Below are 26,683 nucleotides of genomic sequence, written 5' to 3' on the forward strand. Positions count from 1 at the left end.
ACGAAACCCGTTGACTCTTTTGATATAATGAGGCTGTTATTTTTCATAATAGCCTTGATCTTTTCAAATACAACGATTTTACAAGCGCAGAAAACCAGTAGGGGTATAGTTACCTCTTCAATCAAGACAGATATGATTTCTTCAAAATCATTATTATCTGATAGTGCCTACTATGTTGTTGAGTTTGAAAATGAGGAGGAAGCCAAACAGTATTTGGCAAAAAAAACCTTAATTGTCAGGCACCTTAATTCTAGTACTTTTATTGTTAGGGGAGAAGATGTAAAGAATTTACCAATACCCCATTCGTTGTTCAAGGCCAACGACTTATGGAAATTATCAGATAATTTGGTGGGTTTGTCTGAAGGAAAGAATAAAAGAAATGTTTATACCTTAAAGTTAAGGTATCCATTGCATCAGGAGGTATTAACATCACTTTTGCCTGAAATAAAAATTCGTGATGTAAGAAATAATGCAGTATTGATAGAATGTAGCTATGATCAGCTTCGCAACACTGTACTTCCACTGTCAAATGTGGTATATGTGGGTTTAGAATCGCAGCAAGCACGTACTGAGAGTAGAGTTTTAGATTTAAACCTGGCGCCAAACACTATTTCTTACCTACATCATCAGCTACCAGACTTGCTTGGTAATGGCATAACTGTATCGGTAAAAGAAGAGACATACAACAGAAACGACATCGATCTTGAAGGGCGGTATATAGAATCCGGACTTCAATCTGCAACGCAGGATCTACATGCTACAGAAATGGCTACGATTATTGGCGGGGAGGGCAATTCATTTATTACCGGTAAGGGTGTAGCTCGGGAAGTTCGCTTTACTTCATCAAGTTTTGCGGTGCTAAGTCCAGATCCTCTGTCCACATATAATGCATTGGATATAACCGTGCAAAATCATTCTTACGGAACACAAGTAGAAAATATATATGGGGCTTTGGCGGAAGCCTTCGATCAAAATGTAAAACAGATACCATACCTGCTTCATGTATTCTCTTCAGGTAATGATGGTGCTTTGGCATCTACAACGGGAGCCTATTCGGGAATTGCTGGATTTGCCAACCTGACGGGTAATTTTAAGATGTCGAAAAACACCCTCACAGTCGGATCTGTCGATACTTTAGGAAGAGCCATATCGTTTTCCTCTAAAGGTCCCGCTTATGATGGGCGTATCAAGCCAGAGCTGGTAAGCTATAGTATGGTAGGTTCTTCAAATTCAGCGGCCTTGGTATCGGGGGTGGCGGGTTTGCTACAGCAAGCTTATAAAGAAAAAGTTGGTGGTTTACCTTCGGTAGCTTTACAAAAGGCGTTATTAATAAATGGGGCGCAAGACGTAGGTAATGTCGGGCCTGATTTCAAAACAGGATATGGTAATCTAGATGCTTGGTATAGCATGCAAATGTTACAAAAAGATCAGTTTATTGAGCAAACTGTTAATGAATTTGAAACTAGTATTCATCAGTTAACTATTCCTGACAATGTACGCAATCTTAAAATAACCTTGGTTTGGGATGATGTGCCGGGTCAGGTAAATTCAAGTGTGGCTTTGGTTAATGACTTAGATTTGACAATTGAAACACCATCAACTCAGTTTGTTTATCCCTGGATATTGGATAGTTCACCATCACTAAGCGCACTTGAAAAAAACGCTACCCGGGGAGAAGATCATTTGAATAATATTGAGCAAGTACTCGTTGAGCAACCTGAGGCAGGTATTTATAAAATTATTGTAAAAGCAAACATGCTTGCAACAAACGCTCAAGCATATTCTATAGCCTATAGCTGGGACGAGGAAGAAAATTTCAACTGGTTTTATCCTACTGCAAGCGATAACATGCCTTACAATGGTGAAGCAGGAACGTATTTTCAGTGGAAAAGTACCTTGGTTCAAGGAAGTGGAAAACTGGAATTGAGTATGGATGGAGGCAATACATGGCAATTGATTAAGGATAATGTTGATTTGTCTACCGGCCTGCTCAGATGGAAGACACCTGACGTAAACACGCTAGCGCAGGCGCGAATGGTAGTCGGAACTGAAGCATATGAAACTGACGTATTTACCATCTCTCAACCAATCATTCCTAAGGTTGGATTTAATTGTCAGGATTCTGTTTTGTTGAAATGGGATAAGGTGAATGGTGCCAATAGCTACCGGGTTAAGTATTATAATAATTCGCGGATGGAGGATTATTTACTCACTAGCGATACAAGTTTCATTTTTAATGAGACTCAATCAATTAAAACCTATTTTGCCATTCAACCCGTATTTGAAAATGGAGAAGTTGGAATTCAGGGTTATGCTTTCGACTACGACTTGCAAGAAATCGCTTGTTATCTAAGATCATTCTATGCTCAACTTGAACCTAATGAAGGCATTAATTTATTTGCTGAAGTAGGGACAAGTTACGGAATATCACGCGTAGTCTTTCAGCGACAGGAAGGGGATGAATTTATAGATATTGAAATCAATACTTCCCTAGAATCAAACAACTTCAGTTTTTTGGATACTTCACCACGTCAGGGGCTAAACAACTATAGACTAGTCTTGTATTTTATTAATGGTGAACAATTGGTAAGTGAAGTTGTGGGTGATTATTTTCTGACAACAATCCCATTTTTAGTATTCCCCAACCCTATAAGTGCCGGTGCTGATCTGCAGATTATTGCCAAACAATTTAAAACTTCACCACAAGTCTTTACACTTTACAATGGCAATGGTATGAAACTATTTACGTATGATTTACTTTCGGATAGGGAGAGTCTGCAGATACCATTTTTGCCTCCGGGTATTTATTTATTCAGTATACAAACAGAGGAAGGATTTAATCGAGGTAAAATTTTGATAACACAGTAATGATGTGATGAGTTGATGTGATAATTCGTTAATCGATTTAAAAATCTGATGATTTGAAAATGATCAGTACGTCTTTGAGTGAAATGAAGCATTGTTGGTGAGCGTGGCTAACGAAGCAATTTTGCTGGATTAATTCTCCTCTTTCCAATCATCATCTCTGAAGGGAGGATGATATAAAATGCGCTATTCTTATTAGGAAATAAGAATTGAAAGGAGAGTATTTAGTTTATAATTTCAAATGTTTAATATGCAATAGCTATTTAATTCTTCAGTTGAATGAACTCCCTTGACTTACTAAAATCAGCCACCACTCAAATTCAACCTTTATCTGATTCGGCCTGGAAAGATTTCTCTTCTTGCTGGAAGAACTTTTCAGTGAAACGCAAGGAAACTATTACAAAAGCAGGAGAGAAGGAACCTTATCTGTATTTTGTAACGGAAGGGGTGCAACGTATTTATTACCTTGATGATACAAGAGAATCTACCGTAGTATTAACCTATGCTCCTTCCTTTGGTGGTGTGATGGATTCTTTCTTATTGCAGAAGCCTTCGCATTTTTATTACGAGGCCTTAACACCATCTGTTTTTCTGCGTGCCGATTACGAAAGCATAAACGTATTAATGGATAAACATCCTGCTATCCTCAAACTTGTGCACATAGGTCTTACACAAGCTTTCTCAGGCTTGTTAGAAAGAATGGTGGAGTTGCAGTGTTTTAGTTCTGAAGAAAAATTTAAGAAGTTGTTACAGAGAAGTCCTCATATACTTACCCTTGTCTCCCACAAGTATCTGGCTAACTACCTTGGCAATGATGCCACTAATTTTAGTAAGCTGATTAATTCTGTCAGGGTTTAAAATGTTGGTAATTACCAACAATCATTAAGATCATAGAGCCTTGTTTTGTGCTATCATTAAAACAATACAAAATGAAAGCACAAACAATCTACACTGTATTAGCAAAAGGCTTTATGTTTTTGTCAGCGCTAAGCCTTGCTTATGTGGCCTTACTTGCTATTAAAAGTCCTCAGGCTGTAATGGATTTGGTTAATGTAAAACTGGGTAATAATGATGCCCTCAGTTCAATAAGAGGTGTGTACGGAGGCGTGGGGGTTACACTGGTTATTGTCATCTTGTACTTAACTTTCTATCAACTTAACAAAGGCCTTGCTTTTATTTCAATCTTTTGGGGATCTTATGCACTGTCAAGGGTAATCACACTACTGGTGGATGGGAATTTGGGAGAATTTGGAAACACTTGGCTTGCAATAGAAACTATTTTTTGTTTGATAGGCTTAAGCTTACTCATCTTTGGCCGTAAATTTACATCAGTTAGGAATGCTTAGTCAGGAAGAATATCTTATAAAACTTGAGGCAATACTTGAAAAACAGTTGCAAGAAGTCATTGCTGTTTTTCAGAATTTACCATCATCAACTTTGCTCCAGCCGCCTGCACAAGGTGGCTGGAGTATTGCTGAGTGTTTTGAACATCTGAACACCTATGCTGAATATTATCATCCTAAAATTCAGCAAGGCTTCAACCGCCCATCGCATGCCACTGAACTTCCGCTTTTCAGAAATACATGGCTTGGCTTGTATTTTATTAAAACGATGAATAGCGACAGTAGACAGAAAAAATATAAAGCGATTAAGCAGCATCAACCAAAGCCTATTGAAAATCCCTCAGCTGCAATCAGTAGATTTATTCAGCATCTGGAAGATTTATTAAAATTGTTGCATGCAGCAGGTACCAGGGATTTGAAAAGCATTAAGCTAAAAACTTCCTTAGCTCCACTTATTAAAATAAATGCGGGAGATGCTATAGAATTTCTTTTGGTACATAATCAAAGACACATACAGCAGGCAAGAAGAATTCTTAAGTAAATCGCTACTATTGACTGCCCCAAGGTGCTGCTGGGGTATCTACTGCTTTGCTCAAATCGAAAGTAACTGTTATGATTCTCTCACTATTTAACCTGCGCAGGTTATAAGTAAATACTTTATCTGTTAATGATATCCACCATACATTTGAAGCTGCATTAGGGAGTAGGATAGCAGTTTGAACATCAGCAGGAAAAATTTGTAATGATGCTGATCCACTATTGGTAGCTAGACCACCATATTGCGTTACCGCATCTTCGCTTCCATCTTCATGCCTGTGGTCATGTTTAAGTTGAATCAAATCATTTTTTAAAGTAAGCACCCACGTTCGGGATCGGTTTTCACCTACCATAAAAGGAATGCGAATAACGGAGTCGCCACATGAACGAACATGCATGACAAGTTTTTGATCTTTAAAAGTACCGCTGCCCTCGGGATTTTCAGTCAATTTTCCTTCATATGCTTTTCCACAATGTTTTTGCAATTCAGTCCAAAATTGTTGTGCGCCACTTTTAGTTTGTGCAAAACTAACGAGTTGTATACAATTGAGGAGGAAGACAAACACTAGATATTTCATACAAAAGATTTATATAATTACGCGTTTAAGATATAGGCTTTTTTCAATATTTCAATGTATGATAAAGATCATTTGAAAGTCTGAGGTGCGTCATACTAATTGGCTTAATGAGAAACTATATTAGTATCAACATTAAAACAAGGAGGTATTTATGTCACTTATTAAAAAAACTGACTGGCCATCCTTAATGAATGGCTCACTGTTATCGGATTTTTTCGATAACGATCGCTTTTTTGACGCTGATTGGCTACGTAAGCAATCAGTTCCTGCTGTCAACGTAAAAGAGACTGAAAAGACCTTTGAAATTGAAATGGCTGCGCCTGGGTTAACTAAAAAAGATTTTCACATTTCTGTAGACAATGGTTTACTCACCATATCATCAGAGAAACAAGAGGAAAAAGAAGAGAAAGATAAAAACTACACGCGCAAAGAATTCAGTTATAGTTCTTTTAGTCGTTCGTTCACACTGCCTGAAAACATTAACGAAGAAGATGTGAAGGCCTATTACGAAGACGGTATTTTAAAACTTCATGTTGCCAAAAAGATGATTGGCACAACCAAACCCAAAAAGGCTATCGAAGTTCGCTGACTGGGGAGAGCGAACAAGATAGTGAAGGCCTCCGGTTTTACCGGAGGCTTTTTTATTAGAAGCCAGCCTAAAAATAATTCGAAACAAAATAATCGCGTCATTGCGATGAACGAAGCGTTGAATGTGTGTTAGGGTGAGGAAGCAATCTATTTATGAGATTTAAATCAACTAGCTAGATTGCTTCACGCTCTTCAGCGCAAACCCAATCCACGAGGTTGGCAATGACGAGCCCTCTTTTTTTAAGATGTGCTCTAATTAATTTTTTGGATTATCTGCCCAAATGGTCGTTTCCTCCCAAGTATCAAAATCTTTTTTGAGTAGATCAAGCTTCGCACGGGCACTACGCAATGCACCTTGTCCTAATAACAAGCGATATGGCGGATTCTCAGACTCAACTACTTTAATCATTGCTTGGGCAGCACGGAGCGGATCGCCAGGTTGACTACCGCTATACCCACGGATGCTGTCTTTATTAGCCCCAGCGGTGGCAGCATAATCCTCAATTACTACCTTACTTGTGTTAGCGGAGCGACCAGCCCAATCGGTACGAAAACCACTCGGAGAAATAACAGTTACCTTAATGCCTAAGGGCGCTGTTTCTTTTGACAGTGATTCTGAAAAACCATCAACAGCAAATTTAGTAGCGTTGTAATAACCAACTGCGGGGTAACCAACCAGACCGGCAATAGAGGCAATGTTTAAGATATGTCCACTACGTTGCTTACGCATAATGGGTAATACAGTTTTGGTCATGTTGGCTAAACCAAAGAAGTTGATTTCAAACATTTTTCGGATTTCTTCATCCTCACTTTCTTCAATGGCACCGAAGTAACCAATACCCGCGTTATTGACTAATACATCAATGCGACCGAAATGCTTGAAGGCATTGGTAACGGCTGTTTCAATGTCAGTTGGCTTGGTAACGTCCAGACTAAGTGCTAATGCATTTTCTTTGTACTTCTCAGCAATATCCTGAATGTCAGTTAGTTTTCTGGCGGTAACTACTACTTTGTAGCCCTGTGCCAATAATAAGTTTGAAAGCTCTCTTCCAAATCCGGTGGAGCACCCGGTAATAAACCATACTTTATCCATAGTAATATTAATTCAATATCTATCAGACAAGTTATTTGTCAGATTTGTTCAAAGTATACGGAGATAAATAAATGTATTTCAATAAAATTAGCCATCGATGAAAGCTATTTTGAAAACAAGAAAGTATTCGTATTACCTAATTTGAAGTTCTTATGCTTTCTTACAGCATGCTCAGGCAAGGCATTATGCTATCTTTGGTCTGGGCAGGGTATGTGCGGATAGCATACAGCCTTGAATGAGTATGCGAGACCCAGCGGCCTGAGAGCGAGAACTCAATTATTGCTATTTACTCAAATGATTTGTAGAATTCGTCATTGCGTGCCTTGTAGCTGGGGTGTGCTAAGGTGGGCTAAGTAATCTAAAACTTTTTGTTGAGAATGCCGTCAATAGAATACTTCTTCACACCAGCACACACGGAATGCTTCGTTCATCGCAATGATGAGATTATCTGTGTAAATCTGTGTTATTTGTCGCCTCTTTACTTACTTGTTCTTTCGATTTCGCGTAAGTTCTCCATCTTCTTATTACGCAGGAATCCACCAATATCTTCAAAGTGTTCTTTAACCCGTTTGTTACCGAACTCAAAAACTTTATTGGCTAAACCATCAAGGAAATCACGATCGTGAGACACAAGAATAAGCGTACCATCGAAAGCTTTCAACGCATCTTTTAAGATGTCTTTGGTTTTAATATCCAAATGGTTTGTGGGTTCATCCAGAATTAAAAGATTGACTGGCTGGAGCAATAATTTAATCATGGCTAAACGCGTACGCTCACCACCAGAGAGCATTTTTACTTTCTTATCAATAGCATCACCTCCAAACATAAAAGCGCCTAAAATATCTTTCATTTTAGTGCGTATTTCTCCTACTGCAATCTGATCGATTGTATCAAATACAGTAAGTTCACCATCCAATAAAGCGGCTTGGTTTTGTGCAAAGTAACCAATCATACTTCCATGCCCAAGCTGACATTTTCCATCGAAGGGAATTTCACTCATGATAGCTTTGATCAGTGTTGATTTACCTTCACCATTCTTACCTAAAAAGGCAATTTTTTCACCACGCGAAATAGTCAGAGATACATCTTGTAATACAGTGTGGTCTCCGTATTTTTTAGTAAAGTCAGAAATAATAACAGGATAGTTGCCAGAACGTGGAGCAGGAGGGAACTTCAGGTTTAGTGCGGAAGTGTCAACCTCATCAACTTCAATAGGAACTATTTTCTCCAACATTTTTACACGCGATTGAACCTGTAATGTTTTGGAATATGTTCCTTTAAAGCGTTCTATAAATCCAGTGATATCAGCAATCTCTTTTTGCTGATCATCAAATTGTTTTTGCTGTTGCTCACGTCTTTCTTTACGCAGTTGTAAGTAGTGAGTATAATTTGTTTTGTAATCGTAAATCCTGCCCATAGTTACCTCAATGGTTCGGTTGGTCAGGTTATCTACAAAGGCTTTATCGTGACTGATTACAATTACAGCTTTCGCGTTATTTTTCAGAAAATCTTCTAGCCACTGTACCGATTCAATATCCAGGTGGTTGGTAGGTTCATCCAATAAAATAAGATCAGGTTTTTGTAATAGGATTTTGGCAAGTTCAATGCGCATACGCCATCCACCGCTAAACTCTTTTGTTGGTCTGTCGAAATCGCTTCGTAAAAAGCCAAGACCCATTAAAGTCTTCTCTACTTCTGCATCGTAATTGATTTCTTCTATTGAATAGTATTTTTCACTTAGTTCAGAAACGTCTTCAATGATTTTAGCATACTCGTCCGATTCATAATCAGTTCTTGTTTCCAGCTGATGGTTAAGTTCATCCATCAACTTCTTCATGTTGTGGATTTTTGCAAAAGCCTTACCAGCCTCTTCAAATACAGTATCATTATCTTCTGTTAAAAGATGCTGAGGCAGATAGGCAATAATAGCTTCTCTGGGAGCCGAAACTTTACCTCTGGTAGGTTTATTTACACCTGCTATTATTTTAAGCAGAGTAGATTTACCAGCACCGTTCTTACCCATAAGAGCAATTCGGTCGTTTTCATTAATGTTAAAGGTAATATCGCTAAAAAGAACTGTGCCACTAAATTCTACACCTACTGCGTCTACTGAGATCATGTTTACTAAAATAAGGGCGCAAAGATAACAGTTTCATCAGAATTATCAGGCTGAAACGCTGAGATTACAAATGGTAATTTGTGTTTTTGAGCTTGTAGAGGTAATTTATAGTTTCCTTTGCTTTTATTATTTACAATAAGCCATATTAGGTTTGCAAATGCCAGTAAAGATTGATGTTGGCTAGGTAAAATTGCGGAAATTGGACATTTTGCATGGATTAATTTGTGTCGGATTTTAGCCTATGGCTTCAAAGGATTTTAAATATGAACGCTTTTTCGATTTAACACCTGATTTACTCTGCATTGCCGGATTTGACGGCTACTTTAAACGGGTAAATCCTGCTGTGCCGCAACTCCTTGGCTACAGTTTAGAAGAGTTGTATTCGCGACCTGTCAATACCTTTATCTACGAAGAGGACAGGGATATTACCAGTAGAGTAAGACTAGAGTTAACAAAGGCTAAACCTGTGCATAACTTTGAAAATCGTTATGTTACCAAGAGTGGGGAAATTGTTTGGCTGTATTGGACATCTTTGCCTGTGGAGAGCGATAAACTCGTTTTTGCCATAGCTAAGAACATTACACATAAAAAAAACTTAGAAGCAGAAAGAAATGCCTTGTTGGCAAGTCTTACCGAAACTAATAAAGATTTAAAGCGCCTAACTTTTACAGTTTCACACGATTTACGTTCTCCGGTTAATAATTTGGTTTCGCTTTTTAGTCTGATTGATAATTCGAAGATAAGTGACCAGGAAACACTTGAACTGATTGAAGTGGTTAAACTAACAGGCGATAAGTTAAAGCAAACCATGAACAAGTATATAGATGTCTTAAGCGACAGACATATTGTGCATAACAATTTTGCGGAAGTTTCTTTTCAGGATAGTCTCGACTATGTTCATCAATCCATTAGCGCACTTATTAAGGTTTCAAAAGCTGTCATACAATCTGATTTCTCTGACTTAGCATTTGTCAAGTTTAACAAGGCTTACATGGATAGTATTTTTTTGAATTTGATAACCAATTCAATTAAGTATGCCAGACCAGATGAAGTACCTATGATTTCAATTATTTCAAAACAAAACAGCGGTAGTAAAAAATTAATATTTACTGACAATGGTCGTGGTTTTGATATGGAAAAAGTAAATGATAAAATATTTGGCTTACATCAAACCTTTCACGACTATACAGATAGTAAGGGAATTGGTCTTTACCTTGTTCACAACCATGTTAGTAGCCTTGGCGGAAAAATACACGTAGATAGCGTAATTGATAAGGGAGCGACTTTCACCATTACTTTTAGAGACTGAGTTTCACACCTAAACAATATCATATTAATGTTCGGCTTATTCAAAAGTAAAGAGAAATATATTTCTGTAAATGACCAGGTATGGTTAACAACAGAAGCTAAATTTCGAGCATGCCAAAAAATGTTAAAAGCCAACCCTGATACTATTTTTGTGGTTTGGTTTGAAGCTACTGCTCAGGAATTAAAGAAAAATCTCTCTCTAGATGAGGAATCAATTAATGTGTTGATGGCAGAGCATCTGAATCGTGAAAAAGTACCTGGTAAACTTCTGATTTTTGTTGAACATTATCCATTGATTAAAAAAGAACAAAACCTTTTTGTCCACATGGGACTAAATAATGTTCCAGTACTCTCTGCATTGGATGAACCCTTCTTTAGTATTTTTGGTGGAGATCGAATGCGTGAGTTGATGTATAAAATGGGTACGCAGGAAGATGAAGTAATTGCTCACAACATGATCAGTAAATCGATAGTAAGGGCACAAGAGCAAATAGCGAAGAAAGTGACTGTAGAGAAAGTATCAAAATCTGCCAAGCAATGGTTTGAGTTAAATGGATTAGTTAAAAATGATTGAACTGAAGAATATTGGAGACTTAAAACTCTGGCAGTTTTCGAAATTATATGAAGAGAAAAATATTACACATTTTGTAACCGACCGTAAATCGTTTAATGAGATTGATTTTAACCTGAGCTACAGCACTTCACCAGATCCATTGCTTGTAGAAGTAAATAGGAAGCAGTTGACGAAAACAATCGGATTAGACTTCGAACAATTATACATTCCCAGGCAAGTTCACAAAGATCACATCTTAAAAGTTGATGTGAGCACAAATAAAGATTCCCTTGAAGAAACTGATGCCCTTATTACTAACGATACTAATGTTTGTATTGCAGTAATGTCTGCTGATTGTGTGCCTATTCTTTTGTATGATAAGAAAAATCAGGCAGTAGGTGCTGTGCATTCCGGATGGAAGGGAACGGTAGCCCATATTTTAACTAAAACACTGCAAGCCATGCAACGTGAATTTGGTACTCATGGTGTGGATGTTGTGGCTGCAATCGGTCCATCTGTTTGCCAGGCTTCTTACGAAGTTGGCCACGAAGTAGCGGATGCTGTGCGCAAGTCGTTTAACAATGCAGATGTTCTTTTGCAGTTGCAGGAGAATGGTAAAGCGAAACTTGATCTTTGGCAAGCAAACTATATACAGCTAACCTCTTTTGGTGTAAAGCCTGAAAACATAGCGGTTGCAAATGCCTGTACGGTTATTCACAATCAACATTTCTTCTCTGCTCGCAAAGGTGACATTGGACGCTTTGCAGCAGGTATTAGGTTGTTACCGCGCTAGGGTCAGTTACTTTTTGGGGAACACCCAAAGCCTTCCGTACTGCCGGTGCCACTTCCGTTCCAAAGAGTTCGATAGATCGGAGCATCTGTTTATGCGGCATAGGTCCCATCATTTGGGCTAAGAATCGTGTATGACCAAACAATTCATGTTCAAATAAAATCTTATCAATCACCTGTTGTGGACTGCCTACTAATAAAGAACCTTTCGGACTACGCATATTTTCATATTGTTCTCTTTCCATAGGAGGCCAACCCCGTTCTCCACCAATACGCGACATTACAGCGGCATAAGCAGGATAGAATTCATCAGCTGCTTTTTGTGAGGTGTCGGCAATGAAAGTATGTGAATTTATGCTAACCTGAACAGGACTTGTGTGCCCCAATTGTTGCTTAGTATCTCTGTAGTATTTGATGTGAGGAACAAATTGTGCAGGACTGCCACCAATGATAGCAAGTGCTAACGGCAAGTCAAGTGTGGCTGCTCTGGCAATCGATTCAGGCGTGCCACCAATGGCTATCCAAAGCGGAATTTTTTGCTGATGTGGTCTTGGGTATACTCCGAGGTTATTAACCTCAGCTCTGTGTTTTCCTTTCCACGTAATACGCTCTTGCTCATTCAGTTTAATCAGCATCTCCAACTTCTCTGTAAAAAGCGTATCGTAATCTTTTAAGTCGAAACCAAAAAGTGGGAAGGACTCAACAAATGATCCTCGCCCTGCCATCATCTCAGCACGACCTCCAGACAATAGGTCTACCGTTGCAAATTGCTGGAATACTCGAACAGGATCTTCTGAGCTAAGTACCGTTACGGCACTGGAAAGTTTAATCTGCTTGGTGAGAACGGCAGCGGCAGCCAAAGCAACAGGAGGTGAGGATATTAAGTAATCCGCACGATGATGTTCGCCCAAAGCAAAAACATCCAGGCCAACCTGATCAGCTAGCGTAATTTCTTCCATCAGATTTTGCATGCGCTCAGCTCCACTAATGGTTTTACCGGTAGCTGGGTCTTTACCCATTTCAACAAAGCTGTATAATCCTAATTCCATAAATCTTTAGAATGATCAATTATTATCTCCAAATAGTTTTGAGTCGTCAGACCGCTGATTGCCAAAGTAAATAGCCGTCAGACGCCTTCTCTTTTTAATTTGATGTGTACAAAACACAAGCTATAAAATAAAGTTCCTTATTCATCTGTTTTAATCTTGTTTCAATACCTTTGGTATATGAGTGGACTCAAGCTTTCTAAAATTTCAAAAAAATCAGGACAGCAACACATTCTTCGTAGTATTTCGTTTGACCAACAACATTACAAACGAATGGTCATTGCAGGCGAGACTGGCTCCGGTAAAAGCACATTGCTAAAAGTGATTGCCGGACTTGCTCAGGCTGATAGCGGGGTGGTTGTATTTAATAATGAAGTGATAAAAGGACCATTGGAAACCCTTGTTCCTGGTCATGCAAAGATTGCTTACTTGTCGCAGTTATTTGAACTCCCAAAGTTTTTGCGTGTAGAGCAAGTATTAGAATATGCTAATCTTCAGAGCGAGAAAGAAGCCAATAGACTTTTTAAACTTTGCGAAATACAACATTTGCTTAGTCGCAAAACTGATGAACTCTCCGGTGGTGAAAGACAACGTATTGCCTTGGCGAGACAATTGTTAAGTAATCCGGAACTATTGTTATTAGACGAACCCTATTCAAACCTGGATATCATTCACAAGAATAGCTTACGGAAAGTAATTGATAAAGTGCTTGAGTCGACAGGTATAGCCTGTATTTTAGTATCACATGATCCATTAGACATTTTGCCGTGGGCCGAGCATGTTATGATTATGCGAAAAGGAAAAATTGTGCAGGAAGGAGCAGTCCAGCACATTTACCATGAACCTGCTGATGAATACGTGGCTGCCTTAATGGGAAAATACAATGTTGTACCTAAAACTTTTTTAAAACAACTGGGAAAGCAAAAGTTAAAAACAAATGAATTGTTAAGACCAGGATCATTCAAGGTAAGCCGAAGATCATCAGCCAATGCAGTTGAGGCATACATTGAAAGTGTGAGTTTTTGCGGCAGCTATTTTGAGGTAAGTGTAGCTGTGAAAAAGGATTCTCTTACCATTTATACGAGCGTGCAGGATCTGAGAAGTGGAGAAAGAGTTTTTGTCTCTTTGAATTAAAGAAGTTGCATTTGACAAATAAGTAAAACATCAACTACAAAACCTAAAGCTTACACGCGTTAGATTAAAAAAATTGTGGGTGGATTCAAAAAATTTTGTCAATCCTTCTAATTATTGTCTAATTGCAATTGCAAATTCAAGCAAGCAAGACAATGTCAAAAAATATAAATCAAGAACTACCGGCTATTTCTACACTTGAGCGCAAGCGTTATCCGGTAAAAGTGTTACAATTTGGTAGTGGTAACTTTTTACGTGCATTCATTGACTGGATGGTACAAGAAGCCAATGACAAAATTGATTTCAATGCAGGAGTAAGTATTATACAATCCGTTTCAAGAGATAAAAAACTTGAAGAACAACAGGGTTTATATACTGTGTTAGTAAAGGGATTGCACAAAGGCAAATACCTGCAGCAGCATTATCGCATTGATTGTGTGCAACGGATTGTGCAACCACAGGACAACTTTAGTGCATTTTTGCAAGAGGCTATTAATACTGATCTTCAATTCATTGTATCCAATACTACAGAATCGGGTATTGTTTTTAGTGATAAAGACAAAGATGGGGATACTTTAGCAACTACATTTCCGGGAAAGCTTACACAACTCTTGTACCACAGGTTTAAGTCCAAATTGACTGGACGTATTGTGGTGTTGCCATGTGAATTAATAGAGAAAAACGGAGAGGTGTTGAAACGTTGTGTTGAAACTTATGCAAGGCATTGGGACTTACCAGCTGCGTTTTCAGAATGGATTAATACAGAAATTACTTTTTGTAATACACTGGTTGACCGAATTGTTCCGGGTGCACCTAAAACTGAACACGAAGCAATATGGAAAGAATTGCACTATAAAGACGAGTTGATGGTAACAGCTGAGTGGTTTCACTTACTGGTTATAGAAGCACCGGATTGGTTAAAAGAAGTATTGCCTTGGGATAAAGCAGGAATCAATGTCATTTTTACTAAAAACCTTGAGCTTTATAGAAATAGAAAAGTAAAGATTTTGAATGGTGCGCACTCCGCCATGGCCTGTGTTGGTTTTCTCGCAGGCATTCCAACTGTGCGAGAAGCCATGGAGCATAAAGAAGTGAGTGAATACATTCGCAAAATGGTTTATAAGGAAATAATACCAGTGTTAGAGGGAGATAAGACCGAGCTTGAGGGATATGCGGAAGAGGTTTTTGCCCGTTTCATGAACCCGGCCATAGAACATGCCTTGTTAAGTATTACCCTAAATAGCTTTGGTAAATTTAAAGTACGCTTATTACCTACGTTGTTAGCCCATACTAGCGGCAGAGGTTATGTTCCCGCCAGACTAGCGTATGCTTTTGCAGCGTTGTTCTTTTTTTATAGAGGTCTAAAGTCTGGCAAAGAGATTCGGCTTAATGATGATCCTGCTACTATTGAAGCTGTTAAAGATGCCTGGAAAAAAGCATCCTATAATCCTGAAGGTATAAAAGCTTTGTGTACAACTTTACTTGCTCGAGCTGACTGGTGGGGGAGTGACTTATCGACCGTTCCTAATCTGGTAGAGCAAGCAGGTAAACATCTTTACACCATCGATCAACATGGAATAGTAGAGAGTTTGCGTGAGCTGAACAGGCAGGAGGTGTAGTCACCCAATCATGACATTTACTCTGGTTTAGAGGTGAGGCGGAAGCTAATATCTGGCACTTTTTATTGTGAGAAAACCGATTATTTTAAAATTTAAAGCACTAATAATCAATAATTTGACCTTAGTAGTGTTTCACAGTAACGATTTCTTTTGTCATATTTAGGCAATCGATTGCACAAAATTCCTTTATATTTAGGCAGCGATGAAAAAGCTACATAAAACCGAATGGTTTTATTATGCACAAGACGATTAATAGATATCATGTGCATAGTGGCTTGCGCTTAACTTTTTTAGAAAGATGACATTGACGAGTAAACAATTTTTAGGTGATGATTTTTTACTACACTCTCCAGTAGCAGAAGAGTTGTATCACAAAACAGCCTCATCACTTCCTATCCTTGATTATCATAACCACTTATCACCAAAAGATATTGCTGAGAACCGACAGTTCAATACCATTACAGAAGTATGGTTAGAAGGTGACCATTATAAATGGCGTGCTATGCGCACTAATGCTGTGCCTGAAAAATTCTGCACAGGTAATGAGCCGCCTGATCAAAAGTTTTTACAATGGGCTAAAACTGTACCCTATACTTTGCGCAATCCCTTGTATCACTGGACACACTTGGAGTTGAAGAACTACTTTGGCATAAAAGAGTTACTTAGCGAAAAGACAGCAACTTCTATTTATAAGCAATGTAATGATTTATTGAAGCAAGACGATTATCATGTTCAAGGCTTACTCAAAAAAATGAAGGTTGAAGTGGTCTGCACAACAGATGACCCTGCAGATTCTTTAGAATTCCACAGTGCATTTGCAAAGCAAGATGCGAGTTTCCGGATGTACCCGACATTTCGTCCTGATAAATCTTATGCCTTTCACGATTTAACTGCTTATAATACCTACATGACTGTTCTGGGGAAGGCAGCTAATCAACAAATTGACACACTACAGGATTTATTGGATGTACTGGAGAAAAAAATACTTTTCTTCGAAGCACATGGTTGTCGTGTTTCTGATCACGGTCTGGAGATGATGCCATCCATCAGGTTGACAGAATCAAATGCCAATAGCTTGTTTAAACAAGTAAGAGCAGGCAACCAGATTACTGAGGTTGAAGCTGATGCCTTGCGCGGTTTTATTTTGTTGCATTTAAGCAAATTGTATCACCGGCAAAATTGGGTACAGCAATTCCACCTTGGTGCCTTGCGCAATAACAGTACGCGCATGATGAAACAATTAGGAGCAGACACGGGCTTCGATTCAATTGGCGATTTCCCACAGGCGAAAGCAATGGCTGCTTTTTTTAATGAATTAGATAGCAATAATCAATTAGCAAAGACCATTATCTATAATCTCAATCCTGCAGACAACGAGTTGTTCGCTACCATGATTGGTAATTTTAATGACGGATCAAGCGCAGGTAAGATACAGTGGGGGAGTGGCTGGTGGTTTTTAGACCAGAAAGATGGCATGGAGAAACAGCTCAATGCTTTATCGAATATGGGATTGCTTTCACACTTTGTTGGAATGGTTGCTGATTCACGCAGCTTCCTTTCATTTCCCCGTCATGAGTATTTCAGACGTATTGTCTGCAACCTTATTGGCAATGATGTGGTGCGTGGTGAATTACCGCATGATATTGAATTACTGCATAGCCTTGTAAAAGGGATAGGATATACAAATGCAAAACGTTACTTTAACTTTTGATGAGTAAGAAAATTATAACCTTTGGAGAAGTTTTGCTTCGCCTTTCAGGGCAGCATCACGAAAGACTACAGCAAGCTTCTGTTTTTGATGTTGTTTATGGTGGTTCGGAAGCCAATGTAAGTGTTGCGCTGTCACAGTGGTCTAACACTACTTCACATATAAGTGTTTTACCCGACAATGATTTAGGTTATGCGGCCATACATGCACTCAGGAAATTTGGTGTGGGTGTGGAAAGTATACAGCTACAACCAGGACGTATTGGTATTTACCTATTGGAGAATGGTGCTTCGGTGCGTGCATCTAAAGTAATCTATGACCGTTATGATTCTGCTTTTGCTAAGCTGGATTCGAGCAATATAAACTGGGAGGAAATTTTAAATGGAGCTGACTGGTTTCATTGGTCAGGCATTACACCTGCTATCTCAGCCAGCGCAGCAAAAGCTTGCTTAGCCGCAGTTAATGCTGCAAGAAAACTGAATATAAAAATTTCTGGTGATATCAATTATCGAAGAGTGCTTTGGCAATATGGTAAAAGTCCACAAGAGGTTATGCCAGAGTTAATCAGCTATTGTGATGTAGTGATTGGCGGTAAAACTGATTTTGAAAATTGTTTGGGTATTGTACCGCAGGGAGAGGAAGATCCCTTTGTATCTGTTTGTAAACAGGTCACAAAACAATTTCCAGCTGCCAAAATGTTTGCCAACACTGTTCGTGATACTATTGATGCCTCTGAAAATAGTTTGTATGGGATATTTTATGCTGGCAATAAGCTCTACACCTCGCAGGTGTATAACCTGCACGATATAGTCGATCGCATTGGTTCTGGTGACGCATTTATGGCAGGACTTATTCATAAACTTTTACACAGTAACTCCCTGCAGGAAACTATAGATTTTGCAACGGCAGCAGCAGCATTCAAGCATACCATTCCAGGCGATGCACTCATCGCCACACAGGAAGAAATAAATCAATTAGTACAAGGAATTAACGTGGGTAAACTACTTCGCTAAACATGACAAGTCAATTAATAGAAGCAACTGTCCAATCTATTGAGCAATCCGCTATTGTTCCGGTATTTTACCATGACGATGCAGACATCTGCTTATCTGTTTTAAAAGTTTGTCATCAGGCGGGTGTAAAAGTTTTTGAATTCACCAATCGGGGTGCTGCAGCATTAAAGAACTTTGAAGTATTGCAAAACTATGCTGCGCAACATCCTGATTTACTTTTGGGCATCGGTACTATTCTAAGCACAGAAGAATCAAAAACTTTTTTATCCAAAGGGGCAAGATTTGTGGTTTCTCCAGCGCTAATTCCATCGATGTGTGCGATTCAAGCAAATTCTTATACACCCTGGATTCCCGGTTGTGGAACTGTAACAGAAGTTGTTAAAGCCAAAGAACTTGGTGCACGTTTAATCAAAGTTTTTCCTGGCAATGTACTTGGCCCTGCATTCGTATCTGCGGTACGCGCCATTCTACCTGAGGTGAAACTTATGCCTACGGGTGGAGTAGAACCAACAATCAACAATCTTACTGCCTGGTTCGATGCAGGTGTAGTAGCAGTGGGAATGGGGTCTCAATTGTTCACCAAAGAGCTTATAAGCAAACAAGACTGGTCAGGCATGGAGAAGCGTGTAAAGGATACGTTGTCTATGATTAATCAGATTAAGAATTAAGAATTTCAAATTGACTACTCACAAATTCAAAACGTATTAATATTCTTCTAAACCTAAGAGCATGACACAAGGAATCAATCCCAAGACTATTGAGAATTATCGTTGGCGCATTTGTGCCTTGTTGTTTTTCGCGACTACTATCAATTATATAGACAGACAGGTGATTGGTTTATTAAAGCCAGTGTTGGAGCAAGACTTAGGTTGGTCTGAAACAGATTATAGTAGAATTGTAATGGCTTTTTCTGCAGCTTACGCGATTGGCCTTTTAGGTTTTGGAAGAATTATTGATAAGATCGGTACTAAATTGGGTTATGCTATTTCAATTGTGGTGTGGAGTATTGCTGCAATGGCACATGCATTAGCAAAAACGACTTTTGGTTTTGGTGTAGTAAGGGCAGTATTGGGTTTGGGTGAATCAGGTAATTTTCCTGCAGCGATTAAGGCAGTGGCTGAGTGGTTCCCTAAAAAGGAAAGGGCATTGGCAACAGGTATTTTTAATAGCGGTGCCAATATAGGTGCCGTTGCAGCGCCAATAGTTGTACCCTGGATATTGGGCGCTTATGGTTGGGAAGAAGCTTTTATTCTGACAGGTGCCATTGGTTTTGTATGGTTAATTTTTTGGTGGATATATTATGAAATACCAGCCAGACAAAAGCGATTGGGAAAAGCGGAATATGATTACATACACAGTGATGTAGAAGAACAGCAGGATAACAGCAAGAAAATTCCATGGTTGAAATTATTATCATTTAAACAAACATGGGCTTTCATCATTGGTAAACTATTAACTGATCCTATATGGTGGTTTTTCCTTTTCTGGTTGCCATCTTATTTCACTGCAGCTTTCCAAATAGATTTTAAAAAACCAAGTCTTCATTTGGCGATTGTCTATACAGCAACTACTATAGGAAGTATTGGTGGTGGCTATTTATCAAGTTGGTTAATTCGCAGAGGTTGGCCTGTGTTTAAGGCAAGACGAGTGTCGATGTTGATTTTTGCTTTGTGTGTAATACCAATTGTATTTGCACAATATACCACAAACGTATGGGTGGCAGTAGGTTTGATCAGTTTAGCCGCTGCAGCGCATCAGGCATGGAGTGCCAATATCTTTACCACAGTGAGTGACATTTTCCCAAAACATGCCGTGAGCAGCGTAGTGGGTATAGGAGGGATGGCAGGTTCTGTCGGTGGGCTTTTATTTCCAATAGTGGTGGGATATTTATTAGATCACTATAAGTTATTGGGTAACCTTACAGCAGGCTATAACATATTATTTTTATTATGTGGTTTTGCCTATGTATTGGCCTTAGTGTTAATGCATTTCCTTACCCCCAAGAGCATTGCCATTAAAGTAGATTAATTTCAGGTAGAGGCGTTATGAGCAGAGTGTTAAAAATACATCCGAATGATAATCTGATTGTAGCACTGGAAAATATTCCGGCTGGGGAGCGCATCGTCTGGATGAACGAAGAGATTGTAGTTCAGCAACCTGTGCAGGCCAAACATAAATTTGCAGCAAACAATTTTGAAGTGGGCGATCCGCTTTATATGTATGGTGTGCTGATTGGGAAAGCGTATCAACCGATTAAGAAAGGTGAAGTCATTACCACTTTTAATGTTAAGCACGCAGCATCAGAAGTGATTGTGCGCCCCGCTGACTTTAGATGGAAAGCCCCGGACGTTTCACCTTTTACAACCAAAACTTTCGATGGTTACATCAGGAGCGATGGAAAAGTAGGTGTAGCCAACTATTGGCTGGTAATACCCCTTGTGTTTTGTGAGAATAGAAATATTGAAGCAGTACAGGAAGCACTGGAATCTGAATTGGGTTATGGTAAGAAATCTACAGCCTGGGATGTACAGAAACTGATCAAGCAATACCAGTCTGGTGCAGATGTGCAGCGTATTATTGAAACAGATATTCAGGTGGTTGAAAAAGAACAGCCACATAACAAGCTTTTCCCCAACGTGGATGGTGTAAAATTTTTAACACACAACGGTGGGTGTGGGGGTACCAGGCAAGATAGTGAGGCACTGTGCAATTTATTAGCAGGTTATGTACATAATGCTAACGTGGCAGGAGCAACCATTTTAAGTTTAGGTTGTCAAAATGCACAAGTAAAAATTTTTGAAGAAGCCATTAAAAGGGTTAATCCTTCTTTTGATAAACCACTTTACATACTCGGTCAGCAGGAAAGTAAATCAGAAAAGCACTTTGTTGAAGACTCCATCAAGAAGACTTTTGCCGGATTGATGCAGGCAAATACTTGTGAACGCCAACCCGCACCATTGGGCAAGTTATTGGTAGGACTTGAGTGTGGCGGATCAGATGGCTTTTCAGGAATATCTGCCAACCCATTACTCGGTTATTTTTCCGATATGCTTACAGCCTTGGGTGGTTCACCTGTACTGGCAGAATTTCCCGAACTGAATGGTGTAGAGCAAAATATTGTAGACCGTTGCACAAGTATAGAATTGGCCGAACGTTTTGTTTCTTTGATGAATGTTTATCACAAGCGAGCCAAAGAAGCAGGTTCAGGTTTTGATATGAATCCTTCTCCAGGAAACATTAAAGATGGTTTAATAACCGATGCTATGAAATCTGCAGGAGCCGCGAAGAAAGGAGGCACATCTCCGGTTACCGATATTTTGGATTATACTGAGCAGATAACAAAGCCGGGACTAAATCTATTATGTACACCGGGAAATGATGTAGAGTCAACAACGGCACTTGCAGGATCAGGCTGTACTTTGATGTTGTTTACCACCGGCCTGGGCACACCTACCGGCAATCCGATTACGCCAGTTATAAAAGTATCCAGCAATAATCAATTGACTGAACGCATGAGTGATATCATTGATGTGAATGCAGGAACGATCATTACAGGCGAAGACAGTATTGAAAGCAAAGCGCATGCCTTAATGGAATATGTTATTGATGTGGCAAGTGGCAGAAAAGAAACACATGCCACACGTCTTGGTCAGGATGATTTTATTCCGTGGAAACGTGGGGTTTCTTTATAGATTTTATTGGACTCATTGGGTTTACCGAAACGCCTGACACTGAAGATTCTCTTACAATAAGCTCTGGTTTGAGTACAACGGTTTGTGGAATAAACTTTTTATCACCTGACTTTACTTCTTCCAGAAAGATTTCAGCAGCAGCATTACCAATCCGCAAACTGTGTTGCTCAACGGTAGACAGGGTAGGTTCTGTTAAATGTGTAAAGGCTTCATTACTAAAACCGACAATCTTAATTTCATTGGGTACATCAATACCTTTTTCTTTTAGATACTGTAAAGCACCCATAGCACTATAATCACTGGCTGAAAAAATAGCATCCGGCTTTTTCTTTGCCTTAAATAATTTTTCCATGCTGGTTTTACCATCAGCCAGTTGCAAATTACTTTCCACAACCATACTTTCATCGAAAACCATACCATTGGCCTGCAAAGCTTCCTTATATCCGCGTAAGCGCTCTTTGTAGATACTTATTTTTCTGGTATTGGTAAAGTGTGCAATGTGCTTACAGCCTTGATTAATTAAATGCTCTGTAGCTTTATAGGCCCCCAGGTAGTCATCAATTAAAACATGACTTACTTCCAACGCACTGTTAGAACGGTCGAATAGAATAACGGGAATACCTTTTTCTTTGGCTTTTAAGAAATGTGTGAAATCGGTAGTCTCCTTAGCGTACGATGCTATAATGCCATCTACCCGGGCACTCAAAAGTGCTTCAACAGTAGCCACTTCTTTTTCGTAATTATCATTGCTTTGGCAGATCATTACATTGTAGCGTGAATTATTCGCAATCTCTTCAATGCCGCGCACAACAGAAGAGAAAAAACCCCTGTCGATGGTGGGCACAATAATGCCGAGTATATTGCTTCTGCCATTGCGTAAGGCAGCGGCAATGTGGTTAGGCTGATAGTTTAGTTTTCTGGCTGCTTGCTGTACCGCTTTTTTAGTAGCCTCACTGATGCGGGGATTATCGTTCAACGCGCGCGATACAGTTGAAGCCGTAATGTTAAGCTTGCGTGCGATGTCATGAATCGTAGATTTTCCTTTTTTCATGTGTTCCTTTTTATAAACGTAATGCGCACATGTTCATTAATTAGGTTTTATGAAACACAACAAGGAAGATCAAAGTATTCAAGTCTTCGATGTCAGGTCTCTTTATTCATTAGACGGTTTCCCGATGGTTGCTAATATACCACCATCTACGTAAATTATTTGTCCATTGACAAAATCACTTGCTTTAGAGGATAGAAAAACTGCTGTTCCTGCAAGGTCATCCGGATCACCCCAACGACCAGCCGGAGTTCTGTTAACAATAAATTCATTAAAAGGATGGCCATCAACACGAATGGGAGCGGTTTGTTCCGTAGCAAAATAACCTGGACCAATCCCGTTTACCTGAATGTTGTGTGGAGCCCATTCAGTAGCAAGATTTTTCGTCAGCATTTTTAAACCACCTTTGGCTGCTGCATAAGCTGACACGGTGTTACGTCCCAACTCACTCATCATGGAGCAGATGTTGATGATTTTACCAGCTCGCCTTTTAATCATATGTCTGGCTACTTCTTTAGAGACAATAAAGGGGGCAACCAGATCTACATCAATCACCGATCTGAAATCTTGAGCATCCATATCAATAGCGGGAATACGTTTGATAATACCAGCATTATTAATGAGAATATCTATAGCGCCTCTCTCTTGTTCAATTTTTGAAATGCTTTCGCGTACCACCTCTTGTTGCGTTACATCAAACAGATAACCACTCGCTTTATAGCCAGCTTGCTTATAGTGATCAAGGGCTACTTCCATTTTATCGGGGGAGTGTCCGTTGATGATTAATTCAGCACCTGCATTTGCCAATCCTTTGGCCATAGCCATGCCTAGTCCGTGAGTGCCTCCTGTAATGAGTACACGTTTTCCTGAAAGATTAAATAGCTCTTGCATTAGCGTAGGTTTTCAGGCTTAACAGCATCCATATCAGCATAGTCGAGGTTTTCACCAGCCATTCCCCAGATGAAAGCATAGTTGCTGGTACCTGCACCTGAGTGGATTGACCAGGGTGGAGATAATACAGCTTGATTATTCTTCACCCAAATATGTCTGGTCTCATCGGGTTGGCCTAAAAAGTGACAGACCATTTCGGCCGGTTTAACATCAAAATAGAAGTAAGCTTCCATCCGTCTGTCGTGTGTATGAGGTGGCATCGTGTTCCATACGCTACCGGCTTTTAATTCAGTTAAACCCATTTGCAATTGACAAGTAGGTAGTACGCTGTTGACCAGTAATTTTCTTATTGTTCTGTGGTTAGAGCTTTCTAAAGAACCGAGTTCAACCGTTTCAGCTTCCGCTAAAGTTACTTTGCGAGTAGGGTAGTGCTTATGTGCAGGTGCACTGTTAAAGTAGAAAAGTGCATTTCCTTTTGTGGCGGTATGAAAGACAACTTCCTTTGCACCCTGACCAATATAGAGTGCTTCTTTCTTCTCGAGTGAAAAAGTTTGGCCATCGACTGTTACAGCGGCAGCATCACCTACATTGATGATTCCCATTTCTCTGCGTTCCAGATAGTATGCCGACTTGAGAGCATCGTAGGAGAGGAGCGAAAGATTTTTAGTTACGGGATTCACACCACCAACAATAAGTCTGTCATAATGCGTGTAAACATTAGTAATGTTATCGGTAAGGAACAGGTTCTCTAATAAGAAGAGTTCACGCAAACGTGTTGTAGTATACTGTTTAAAATCGTCAGGATGTACTGCGTAAATAGAAGCATTCATATATGAAAAGGCCAGATGTGTAATCGTTTGCGCAATATATACTAAAAAAATGATAGAAACCGTTTGCAATCGCATGACCTTTTTTAAGATCAGGTTCAATAATTCTTACCAGTATCCAGTATTAAGCTTGGTAAAAGCTTATTATTTGATCTAAAATAAGTGTTTATGGTAAATTTTTGAAATTTTGTTTGGTCAGTCAAATAAACTTTCCTAAAATGCAATCGATTGCGCATAAAAGCCTTAGAAAACGATCAAACACTGACCACTTAAATGATAAAAATGTTAGTTAAAAGGCCCCATTCTTTAGTGTTGTTCACTTTCGCACTGTTATTAATTGCCTCCTTAACATGTGAAGGGCAGCAGTTACCGGAGATTCAACAAGTGTCTGTTAATAAGGCTAACACATTTAACATTAAAGATTTTGGTGCTAAAGCAGATGGCCATACCGTAAATACTAAAGCCATTCAGGATGCGATAGCTGCCTGCACCAAAGCAGGAGGTGGTACTGTGTTGGTGCCGAAGGGTTTCTGGATCACAGGACCAATCAAATTAAACAGCAATATCAATTTACATATTAGCGAAGGTGCTGTCCTTCAATTCAGCAGCAACACTGATCATTACCCATTGGTTAAAACAAACTGGGAAGGTCTTGATGCTATTCGTGCGCATTCTCCTATTTATGCCGTAGATGCTGAAAATATTTCTATCACTGGTAAAGGCATTTTAGATGGCGCAGGTCAGGCCTGGCGTCCGGTAAAGAAAAATAAAGTAACACCACCTGAGTGGAGTCAGCTGATTAAATCGGGCGGAGTTACTAATGAACAAAAAGACACTTGGTACCCGACTGAACGAGCGCTTAAAGGATCGACCATGAAACGCCCCGGTGTAATTGCCGAGGGTTTTGATTTTGAAAAAGCTGAAAGTATAAAAGAATTTTTAAGACCAAATATGGTCAGCATCATCAATTGTAAACGTGTATTGCTGGAAGGTGTTACTTTTCAGAATTCACCTGCCTGGTGTTTACACCCACTCTTAACACAACATTTAACTATTCGCAACGTAACAGTGCGCAATCCATGGAATGCACAGAATGGTGACGGAGTAGATGTAGAATCATGCCGTTATGTGTTGATTGAAAACAGCATGTTTGATGTGGGTGATGATGGTATCTGTATCAAATCCGGTAGAGATGAAGAAGGCAGAAAGCGTGGAGTACCTACTGAAGATGTTATCGTTCGCAATTGTACTGTGTTTCATGGTCATGGTGGTTTCGTAGTAGGTAGTGAAATGAGTGGTGGTGCCAGAAATATTTTTGTTTCGGATTGTAATTTCCTGGGTACCGACATCGGTATTCGTTTTAAAACAACCAGAGGTCGTGGTGGTATTGTTGAGAAAATCTATATCAACAACATCAATATGAATAACATAGGAGGCGCTGCCATCTTGTTCGATATGTATTACATGGCTAAGGATCCATTGGCAGTCTTCTCTGGTGAAGATAAACCTTCCATCGCTTTTGAACCTGTAAGTGAAGCAACACCACAGTTTAAAGATGTGTTTATTAAAGATGTTGTTTGCAATGGTGCAGAGACTGGCATTTTTGTGCGTGGCTTACCTGAGATGAATATTAAGAATATTCAAATGGAAAACATTTTCATCCAAAGTCAGAAAGGGTTTGAGTGCATTGAAGGCAGCGACATTTCTTTGAAAAATGCCATACTGTATTGCGATGATAAAACGGTTGTGAATGTACAGGACAGCAAAGGTGTAGTACTAGATAACATTCAATACAAACCATCAGATGTTTTGTTGAAAGTTACAGGTTCACGCTCAGCCAACATTCGTTTACTGAATACTGATGCAAAGCAAGCTACTAAAGAAGTAGTGCTAGGCACCAATGTACAAGCCAATGCGGTTAGCAAGAAATAGAGT

22 protein-coding genes and 1 pseudogene are annotated in these 26,683 nt (G+C 39.3%); 16 read left to right on the forward strand and 7 right to left on the reverse strand.

What is annotated here, in order from left to right:
• Nucleotides 1-132: 132 nt before the first annotated feature.
• From SanaruYs_RS01310 to SanaruYs_RS01325, 4 genes are all read left to right on the forward strand, one after another.
• Nucleotides 133-2,868: a S8 family peptidase gene (locus tag SanaruYs_RS01310; RefSeq protein WP_160118556.1), complete on the forward strand. Its 2,736-nt coding sequence runs from the start codon at nt 133-135 to the stop codon at nt 2,866-2,868.
• A 276-nt stretch (nt 2,869-3,144) separates the two neighbouring features.
• Nucleotides 3,145-3,723: a Crp/Fnr family transcriptional regulator gene (locus SanaruYs_RS01315; protein ID WP_127120705.1), complete on the forward strand. Its 579-nt coding sequence runs from the start codon at nt 3,145-3,147 to the stop codon at nt 3,721-3,723.
• Nucleotides 3,724-3,794: 71 nt separating this feature from the next.
• The gene (locus SanaruYs_RS01320; RefSeq protein ID WP_127120706.1) at nt 3,795-4,211 is read left to right on the forward strand and encodes a DUF4345 domain-containing protein; all 417 of its coding nucleotides are present in this window, start codon (nt 3,795-3,797) and stop codon (nt 4,209-4,211) included.
• A complete protein-coding gene (locus SanaruYs_RS01325) occupies nt 4,177-4,749 on the forward strand; it encodes a DinB family protein (protein ID WP_127120707.1) in 573 nt (190 codons plus the stop codon). Before SanaruYs_RS01320 ends, SanaruYs_RS01325 begins: the two co-directional genes overlap by 35 nt.
• Nucleotides 4,750-4,756: 7 nt before the next feature.
• Here the strand turns inward: SanaruYs_RS01325 and SanaruYs_RS01330 are convergent, their stop codons facing one another.
• The gene (locus tag SanaruYs_RS01330; protein ID WP_127120708.1) at nt 4,757-5,323 is read right to left on the reverse strand and encodes a hypothetical protein; all 567 of its coding nucleotides are present in this window, start codon (nt 5,321-5,323) and stop codon (nt 4,757-4,759) included.
• A 151-nt stretch (nt 5,324-5,474) separates the two neighbouring features.
• Between SanaruYs_RS01330 and SanaruYs_RS01335 the strand changes: the two genes are divergently transcribed.
• The gene (locus tag SanaruYs_RS01335) at nt 5,475-5,912 is read left to right on the forward strand and encodes an Hsp20/alpha crystallin family protein (RefSeq protein ID WP_127120709.1); all 438 of its coding nucleotides are present in this window, start codon (nt 5,475-5,477) and stop codon (nt 5,910-5,912) included.
• A 255-nt stretch (nt 5,913-6,167) separates the two neighbouring features.
• Here SanaruYs_RS01335 and SanaruYs_RS01340 read toward each other — a convergent pair whose 3' ends face one another.
• Together SanaruYs_RS01340 and SanaruYs_RS01345 are read right to left on the reverse strand one after the other, a co-directional pair.
• Entirely contained in the window at nt 6,168-7,004 is an 837-nt protein-coding gene (locus SanaruYs_RS01340) for an oxidoreductase (protein WP_127120710.1), read from the reverse strand.
• A gap of 478 nt (nt 7,005-7,482) precedes the next feature.
• Complete coding sequence (locus tag SanaruYs_RS01345; RefSeq protein WP_127120711.1) at nt 7,483-9,123, reverse strand: ABC-F family ATP-binding cassette domain-containing protein; 1,641 nt, start codon at nt 9,121-9,123, stop codon at nt 7,483-7,485.
• A gap of 241 nt (nt 9,124-9,364) precedes the next feature.
• On the opposite strand from SanaruYs_RS01345, the gene SanaruYs_RS01350 reads away from it, so the two are divergent.
• Genes SanaruYs_RS01350 through pgeF form a run of 3 tightly spaced genes read left to right on the forward strand, consistent with a single transcriptional unit; the run spans nt 9,365 to nt 11,777 of the window.
• A complete protein-coding gene (locus SanaruYs_RS01350; protein ID WP_127120712.1) occupies nt 9,365-10,432 on the forward strand; it encodes a PAS domain-containing sensor histidine kinase in 1,068 nt (355 codons plus the stop codon).
• 27 nt (nt 10,433-10,459) lie between these two features.
• Nucleotides 10,460-11,005 carry a hypothetical protein gene (locus tag SanaruYs_RS01355; protein ID WP_127120713.1) on the forward strand — a complete coding sequence of 182 codons (546 nt, stop codon included), beginning with the start codon at nt 10,460-10,462 and terminating at the stop codon, nt 11,003-11,005.
• Entirely contained in the window at nt 10,998-11,777 is a 780-nt protein-coding gene (pgeF, locus tag SanaruYs_RS01360) for a peptidoglycan editing factor PgeF (RefSeq protein ID WP_127120714.1), read from the forward strand. The genes SanaruYs_RS01355 and pgeF overlap by 8 nt, the downstream gene beginning before the upstream one ends.
• Here pgeF and SanaruYs_RS01365 read toward each other — a convergent pair.
• Nucleotides 11,758-12,822, reverse strand: coding sequence for an LLM class flavin-dependent oxidoreductase (locus SanaruYs_RS01365; protein ID WP_127120715.1), 1,065 nt, complete (start codon nt 12,820-12,822; stop codon nt 11,758-11,760). The genes pgeF and SanaruYs_RS01365 overlap by 20 nt on opposite strands.
• Before the next feature lie 177 nt (nt 12,823-12,999).
• Here SanaruYs_RS01365 and SanaruYs_RS20530 point away from each other — a divergent pair.
• From SanaruYs_RS20530 to SanaruYs_RS01400, 7 genes and pseudogenes are all read left to right on the forward strand, one after another.
• Nucleotides 13,000-13,485, forward strand: a pseudogene (locus SanaruYs_RS20530) (ATP-binding cassette domain-containing protein); the annotation flags it as partial.
• A 620-nt stretch (nt 13,486-14,105) separates the two neighbouring features.
• Nucleotides 14,106-15,569, forward strand: coding sequence for a tagaturonate reductase (locus SanaruYs_RS01375; protein ID WP_127120717.1), 1,464 nt, complete (start codon nt 14,106-14,108; stop codon nt 15,567-15,569).
• Nucleotides 15,570-15,867: 298 nt separating this feature from the next.
• Complete coding sequence (gene uxaC / locus SanaruYs_RS01380; RefSeq protein WP_127120718.1) at nt 15,868-17,280, forward strand: glucuronate isomerase; 1,413 nt, start codon at nt 15,868-15,870, stop codon at nt 17,278-17,280.
• The gene (locus tag SanaruYs_RS01385; protein ID WP_127120719.1) at nt 17,280-18,290 is read left to right on the forward strand and encodes a sugar kinase; all 1,011 of its coding nucleotides are present in this window, start codon (nt 17,280-17,282) and stop codon (nt 18,288-18,290) included. The genes uxaC and SanaruYs_RS01385 overlap by 1 nt, the downstream gene beginning before the upstream one ends.
• Nucleotides 18,291-18,292: 2 nt before the next feature.
• Nucleotides 18,293-18,958: a beta/alpha barrel domain-containing protein gene (locus SanaruYs_RS01390; protein ID WP_127120720.1), complete on the forward strand. Its 666-nt coding sequence runs from the start codon at nt 18,293-18,295 to the stop codon at nt 18,956-18,958.
• 61 nt (nt 18,959-19,019) lie between these two features.
• On the forward strand, nt 19,020-20,318 hold the full coding sequence (locus tag SanaruYs_RS01395; RefSeq protein ID WP_127120721.1) for an MFS transporter: 1,299 nt from the start codon (nt 19,020-19,022) through the stop codon (nt 20,316-20,318).
• A 17-nt stretch (nt 20,319-20,335) separates the two neighbouring features.
• A complete protein-coding gene (locus SanaruYs_RS01400; RefSeq protein ID WP_127120722.1) occupies nt 20,336-21,982 on the forward strand; it encodes a UxaA family hydrolase in 1,647 nt (548 codons plus the stop codon).
• Here SanaruYs_RS01400 and SanaruYs_RS01405 read toward each other — a convergent pair.
• The 3 genes from SanaruYs_RS01405 to kduI form a co-directional block, all read right to left on the reverse strand.
• Nucleotides 21,951-23,033 carry a LacI family DNA-binding transcriptional regulator gene (locus SanaruYs_RS01405; RefSeq protein WP_127120723.1) on the reverse strand — a complete coding sequence of 361 codons (1,083 nt, stop codon included), beginning with the start codon at nt 23,031-23,033 and terminating at the stop codon, nt 21,951-21,953. The two genes, SanaruYs_RS01400 and SanaruYs_RS01405, sit on opposite strands and share 32 nt — an antisense overlap.
• A 102-nt stretch (nt 23,034-23,135) precedes the next feature.
• Complete coding sequence (locus SanaruYs_RS01410) at nt 23,136-23,921, reverse strand: gluconate 5-dehydrogenase (protein ID WP_127120724.1); 786 nt, start codon at nt 23,919-23,921, stop codon at nt 23,136-23,138.
• Nucleotides 23,921-24,751: a 5-dehydro-4-deoxy-D-glucuronate isomerase gene (kduI, locus tag SanaruYs_RS01415; RefSeq protein ID WP_127121297.1), complete on the reverse strand. Its 831-nt coding sequence runs from the start codon at nt 24,749-24,751 to the stop codon at nt 23,921-23,923. Before kduI ends, SanaruYs_RS01410 begins: the two co-directional genes overlap by 1 nt.
• Before the next feature lie 279 nt (nt 24,752-25,030).
• On the opposite strand from kduI, the gene SanaruYs_RS01420 reads away from it, so the two are divergent.
• Nucleotides 25,031-26,680 (forward strand): glycoside hydrolase family 28 protein, encoded by a 1,650-nt coding sequence (locus SanaruYs_RS01420; protein WP_246011809.1) that lies wholly within the window; start codon nt 25,031-25,033, stop codon nt 26,678-26,680.
• Nucleotides 26,681-26,683 lie beyond the last annotated feature (3 nt).

This window comes from Chryseotalea sanaruensis, assembly GCF_003990915.1.
In the GTDB taxonomy this organism is placed as follows: Bacteria; Bacteroidota; Bacteroidia; order Cytophagales; family Cyclobacteriaceae; genus Chryseotalea; species Chryseotalea sanaruensis.